Annotated in this window: 3 protein-coding genes and 1 pseudogene; 1 reads left to right on the top strand and 3 read right to left on the bottom strand. The window is 71.1% G+C overall.

The window, feature by feature from the left end; translation table 11 throughout:
• Both AC51EU_RS25765 and AC51EU_RS25760 read right to left on the bottom strand, forming a co-directional pair.
• Nucleotides 1-1,038 (bottom strand): MFS transporter (locus tag AC51EU_RS25765; RefSeq protein ID WP_496269468.1); only part of this gene is annotated, 1,038 nt, incomplete at its 3' end.
• A 297-nt stretch (nt 1,039-1,335) separates the two neighbouring features.
• Nucleotides 1,336-2,841, bottom strand: a complete 1,506-nt coding sequence (locus tag AC51EU_RS25760) for a potassium/proton antiporter (protein ID WP_496269467.1) — start codon at nt 2,839-2,841, stop codon at nt 1,336-1,338.
• Nucleotides 2,842-3,058: 217 nt separating this feature from the next.
• Between AC51EU_RS25760 and AC51EU_RS25755 the strand changes: the two genes are divergently transcribed.
• Nucleotides 3,059-5,866, top strand: coding sequence for a penicillin acylase family protein (locus AC51EU_RS25755; protein WP_496269466.1), 2,808 nt, complete (start codon nt 3,059-3,061; stop codon nt 5,864-5,866).
• Nucleotides 5,867-6,105: 239 nt separating this feature from the next.
• On the opposite strand, the pseudogene AC51EU_RS25750 reads toward AC51EU_RS25755, so the two are convergent.
• A pseudogene (locus AC51EU_RS25750) lies at nt 6,106-6,241 on the bottom strand (5-formyltetrahydrofolate cyclo-ligase); the annotation flags it as partial.

Here is a 6,241-nt window from a genome sequence, read left to right as displayed (position 1 = left end):
CGCCTCGGTCCGCGCCCCCACGGGCACCAGGGTGTCGACCAGGGTGTAGCCCGTGATCAGCGCCGGGGCGATGCACAGCCCGACGACCAGCCCCACCGCGCCCAGCAGCGGCACCGCCGTCACCGCCCACAGCGGCGTGGTGGCCAGCGCCAGCAGCCCGTAGGCGACCAGCAGCCGGCGCCGCGGGCCGACGCGCCAGGCGATGGCGCCGCAGGCGATGCCCGCCAGCATGTTGCCCGCCGCGAAGATCCCGTAGAGCACGCCGTTGATGCCGGGACGGCCGATGTCCTGGGTGAAGGCCGTCAGCGAGACCTGCATCCCGCCGAAGACCGTGCCGATGCCCAGGAAGGCCACGATCAGCACCCGGACAGCGGGGACGGAGAGCGCCGAGACGCGCGGCCCGCCGTCGTCCCGGGTGCGGTGCACCGGCGGCTGACTGCGCCGCTGCGCCGCGAACAGCAGCCCGCCGGCCAGCATCAGCGCCGCCTCCGCGATCAGTCCCGCGGCCGGGTGCACGCCCGTGCACAGCGCCGTCGCCAGGACCGGGCCGACGACGAAGGTGAACTCGTCGGTGACCGACTCGAACGCCGCCGCCGTCGGCATCAGCGGACTGCCGGCCAGCCGCGCCCCCCAGCGGGCCCGCACCATCGGGCCGATCTGCGGCGTCGAGGCGCCCGTCGGCACCGCGACGGCCAGCAGCGCCCACAGCGGGGCGTGGGTCAGGGCGAGCGTGATGAGCGCGGTGACACCACAGACGTGGATCAGTACGCCGGGGACCAGGACCGCCCGCTGGCCGAAGCGGTCCGCGAGCTTGCCGCCCTGCGGGGCGAAGAGGGCCATCGAGACGCCGGTCGCCGCCGAGACCGCGCCGGCCGCTCCGTACGAGCCGGTGGTGTGCTCGACGAGCAGCACGATGCCGATGGTCAGCATCGCGAACGGCTGCCGGGCCAGAAAGCCGGGCAGCAGGAACGCCCACGCACCGGGGGTGCGCAGCAGTTGTCCGTAACCAGGACGGGAATCCTTGACCGCGGATGCCACGGCCGGGCCTTTCCGCTGCCTGGTAGCACGCCACCGCGATGTCGCCACGGGACGCGCCGAGAGCTGTCCTCTCGCGCAGGACCGAGTAGATACCGCGTGGTCCGCACCGGGAAGTGGCTGCCCCGTGAGGCAGGGGGACCGCGGCCGCCGAGCGGTCGCGCCAGCTCTGCATCAGGCAGAGTTGGTTCGTTGATGTGCCGCTTCATAGTACAGGCCGGTATGGGCGTATCGGGTGGGTCCGCGCGCGGCCCCGTTCCCGGTGGCGGAGCGCGGCCACGGGTGTCCCCGTGGCCGCGGTCAGGCCGTGTGGCGTCCGGGCCGGCCGTGCCCGTGAGCGGGGCGCGGGGCGCCGCCGGTCCCCAGCCAGCCGGCCAGCTTGCCGCCCTGCGACACCGCCTGGAGCCGCTGCTCCGCCGCGTCGCGCACCGGATCGGTGGCCACCACCAGCAACTCGTCGCCGCGCCGCAGCACCGTCGTCGGCGACGGCACGAAGCTCTTGCCGTCCCGTACGACGAGGGTGACCGCCGCGCCGGCCGGCATCCGCAGCTCGCCGACCTCGACACCGTGCATCCGTGACGAGTCCCCGATGGAGGTCGACAGCAGATGGCCGCGCAGCCGTTCCAGCGGCGCCGACTCGATGCCCAGGTCGGCGGGCTCCTCGCCCTCGCCGAGCCGCAGCCGCCGCGCCAGCCACGGCAGCGTCGGCCCCTGGACGAGGGTGTAGACCACGACGAGGACGAAGACGATGTTGAAGACGCCCTCGCTGCCGGGCACCTCGTTCACCATCGGGATCGTCGCCAGGACGATGGGTACCGCGCCGCGCAGTCCGGCCCAGGACAGCAGGGTCTTCTCCCGCCACGGCACATGGAACGGCAGCAGGCTCAGGAAGACCGACAGCGGTCGCGCCACGGCCGTCAGGATCAGGCCGATGAGCAGGGCGGGCAGCACGTCGTCGAGCAGGTTGTGCGGGGTCACCAGCAGACCGAGCAGCACGAACATGCCGATCTGCCCGATCCAGCCGAGACCTTCGGCGAAGCCGCGGGTGGCCGGGGCGTGCGGCAGCTTGGCGTTGCCCAGGACCACCGAGGCCAGATAGACGGCGAGGAAGCCGGAGCCGTGCGCCAGCGCGCCGGCCGCGTAGGCGGAGACGGCCAGCGACATCACGGCGATCGGGTAGAGGCCGGAGGCCGGCAGCGCCACATGCCTCATGCCGAACGAGCCGAGCCAGCCGATGGTCAGGCCGATGGCGGCGCCGATCGCCAGCTCCAGCGCGATCTCGCCGACCAGCAGGTACCAGGTCTCGGCCGGTCCCGCGGTGGAGAACGCGACGACGAGGATGACGACGGGGGCGTCGTTGAAGCCCGACTCGGCCTCCAGGATGCCGGTCAGGCGGGACGGCAGCGGCACGTTGCGCAGGACGGAGAAGACCGCGGCGGCGTCCGTGGACGACACGACGGCGCCGATCAGCAGCGCCTGACGCCATTCCAGTCCGGCGAGGTAGTGCGCGCCGGCGGCCGTGACGCCGACGCTGATGGCGACGCCCACCGTCGACAGGACCGCCGCCCGGGGCAGCGCGGGCCGGATCTCTTTCCACTTCGTGCCGAGACCGCCCTCGGCCAGGATGACGACCAGGGCGGCGTAGCCGAGGACTTGGGTCAGTGAGGCGTTGTCGAAGACCACGCCGCCGAGGCCGTCCTGCCCTATCGCGACGCCTATCCCGAGGTAGATGAGCAGGCTGGGGAGCCCGCTGCGCGAGGAGAGACGTACCGCGGCCACCGCGACCAGCAGCACGAGCGAGCACAACAGCAGGAGTTGGTTGAGGTGGTCGACAGTCAGGAGCGGTGTCCTTCCTCGCGCGAAAACCGGAGCGTTGGCTTCCTTACCGTATCTAGTTACTGATCCTAACAATTTACCATTGTTTGAATATCAAATGCGCCCGCCGTGACTCCGCGTGGGGCGCGCCGAGGCCGTGCGCCTATGGTTGCTCCAGCACTCCCACCCTGCCCCTCGAAGGACAGCGATGCCCGCCAACAAGTCCGGACCGGCCCCCGAAAAGAAGAAACGGCGGCGCGGCCGCCTCGTCGCGATCGTCGTTGTGCTGCTGGTCGTGGCGGGCGTCGCGTTCGGCGCCTACTGGAGCGTGGACACCGTGCGTGCCTCGCACCCGCAGACCAGCGGATCGCTCAAGCTCCCGGGCCTGAGCAAGCGGGTCGACGTCGTACGCGACGGGAACGGCATCCCGCAGATCTACGCGGACACCGACGAGGACCTCTTCCGCGCCCAGGGATTCGTCCAGGCCCAGGACCGGTTCTGGGAGATGGACGTCCGGCGCCACATGACCGCGGGCCGGCTCTCCGAGATGTTCGGCAAGAGCCAGGTCAAGACGGACGAGTTCCTGCGCACCCTCGGCTGGCACCACGTGGCGCAGAAGGAGTACGACACCAAGCTCGCGCCGAGCACCAAGAAGTACCTCCAGGCGTACGCGGACGGCGTCAACGCCTACCTCAAGGACCACGAGGGCTCCGCCCTGTCCCTGGAGTACGCGGTGCTGGGCCTCGAATACGACTACAAGCCCGAGAAGTGGACGCCCGTCGACTCGGTGGCCTGGCTCAAGGCGATGGCCTGGGACCTGCGCGGCAACATGCAGCAGGAGATCGACCGGGCGTTGATGACCAGCCGTCTGAGCGCCGAGCAGATAGACCAGCTCTACCCGGCCTACCCGTACAAGCGGAACAAGCCGATCGTCGAGGGCGGCGCGGTCTCCCCCGCCACCAAGGAGTTCGACCCCAAGGCCGACGCGCCCGCCGGCCAGGGCGCCGCGGGCACCGGCGACACCGCCACCCCGGGCGGCACGGGAACCGGAGCGGGCGCGGGCGCGGGCGCCGGAGCGGGCAACACCGCGGGCACGGGCGCGGGCGCGGGCGCCCGGACGCAGCTCGCGTCGCTGTCCAAGTCCCTCGGCGAGATCCCCGCCCTGCTCGGCCCCAACGGCAACGGCATCGGCTCCAACTCCTGGGTCGTCTCCGGCGCGCACACCACCACCGGCAAGCCGCTGCTCGCCAACGACCCGCACCTGGCCCCGCAGATGCCCTCGCTCTGGTACCAGATGGGCCTGCACTGCCGCACCGTCGGCGCCACGTGCGGCTACGACGTCGCCGGTTTCACCTTCTCCGGCATGCCCGGCGTCGTCATCGGCCACAACCAGGACATCTCCTGGGGCATGACCAACCTCGGCGCCGACGTCTCCGACCTCTACCTGGAGAAGATCACCGCCGACGGCTACCTCTTCGACGGCAAGGAGAAGCCGTTCGTCACCCGCAAGGAGACCATCAAGGTCGCCGGCGGGTCGAGCCGCCGCATCACCGTCCGCTCCACCGGCAACGGCCCCATAGTCTCCGACCGCGACGGTGAACTCGCCACGGTCGGCAAGCAGGCCCCCGTCGGCGCCACCGCCCCCGACCGCGGCGAGGGCTACGCCGTCTCGCTGCGCTGGACCGCCCTCGAACCGGGCACCTCCATGGACGCGGTCTTCGAACTCAACCGCGCCACCGACTGGCAGAGCTTCCGCAAGGCCGCCTCGCACTTCGAGGTCCCGTCCCAGAACCTGATCTACGCCGACACCAAGGGCAACATCGGCTACCAGGCCCCCGGCCGCATCCCGGTCCGCGGCAAGGGCGACGGCACCTACGACGGCAGCCGCCCCGCACCGGGCTGGGACCCCCGCTACGGCTGGACCGGCTCCGTCCCGCAGTCGGCGCTGCCCTGGGAGTACAACCCCAAGCGCGGCTTCATCGTCACCGCCAACCAGGCCGTCGTCGACGAGAAGAAGTACCCCTACCTGATCACCAAGGACTGGGGCTACGGCACCCGCAGCCAGCGCATCACCGACCTGATCGAGTCCAGGATCAAGGACGGCGGCAAGGTCTCCACCGATGACATGCAGACCTTCCAGCAGGACAACAGCAGCGAGATCGCCCGGCTGCTGACCCCGTACCTGACGAAGATCGACATCAAGGACCCCTACGTCCGCGAGGCCCAGCAGCTGCTGGAGGGCTGGGACTTCACCCAGGAGCCCGACTCCGCCCCGGCCGCGTACTTCAACGCCGTCTGGCGCAACACCCTCAAGCTCGCCTTCGGCAACAAGATGCCCAAGGAGCTGCGCCCCAAGGGCCAGTGCCTGACCGTCCACCCGGCCGACGAGTCCCGCCCCGACGACCAGCGGAGCTACGTCCGCGAGTGCGGCGAGCGCGCCCCCGACATGGCCCAGCCCGACGGCGGCGACCGCTGGTACGAGGTCGTCCGCAAGATCCTCGACGAGCCGGGCAACGCCTGGTGGAAGACCGAGGACCGCCCCGGCCACCCCGGTGACAAGAACCGCGACCAGCTCCTCGCGCACGCCATGAAGGACGCGCGCTACGAGCTGACCTCCAAGCTCGGCAAGAACGTCGCCAACTGGAGCTGGGGCCGCCTCCACCAGCTGAACCTCAAGAACCAGACGCTGGGCACCGAGGGCCCCGACCTCCTGCGCGGCCTGTTCAACCGGGGCCCGTGGAACGTCGGCGGCGGTGAGGCCGCGGTCAACGCCACCGGCTGGAACGCCGCGGGCGGCTACCAGGTCACCTGGGTCCCGTCGATGCGGATGGTCGTCAACCTCGCCGACCTCGACAAGTCCCGCTGGATCAACCTCACCGGCGCCTCGGGCCACGCCTACGACGCCCACTACTACGACCAGACGGACAAGTGGGCCAAGGGAGAACTCCTCCCGTGGGCCTTCGGCGAACAGGCCGTCAAGAAGGCCGGCCAGGACACCCTGACCCTGTCGCCCTGACCCGGCACCCGCCCCGACCTCGGTCCCCCTCCGCCCGCCGGAGGGGGACCGAGGCGTTTTCCGGCCGTTCTCCCTGACCGGAAACCACCGCCGGACGGTGCCCTCCCCGGAGCGGGCACGGCACCGTCCCCGTTCCCCCGAGGGGCGCAACGCCGTCAACAGGACAAAGCCCCGTCCGAAGGACTATCGCCGATCGAACGGGGCGTAACAAGCAAAAGGGGTGTGTCTCGCCAGACAGGTCATTCCCCGCCGAACCGCTGTACTCCGGACGGTGTCACCACCGCGTCCACCGGCCGGTCGTGCGCCTCCGCCGGCACCTCGTCCAGCACCTCACCGTCGTACAGCAGCACCACCCGCACCGGATGCGCCGCCGCC

It is taken from the genome of Candidatus Streptomyces philanthi, from assembly GCF_059553635.1.
The sequence above is the reverse complement of the archived record's forward strand: the minus strand, read 5'-3'. Positions and strand labels throughout refer to the sequence as shown.

Coding starts and splice junctions, on each gene's coding strand:
- AC51EU_RS25755 (WP_496269466.1), top strand. CDS start 3,059: ATGCCCGCCAACAAGTCCGGACCGGCCCCCGAAAAGAAGAAACGGCGG.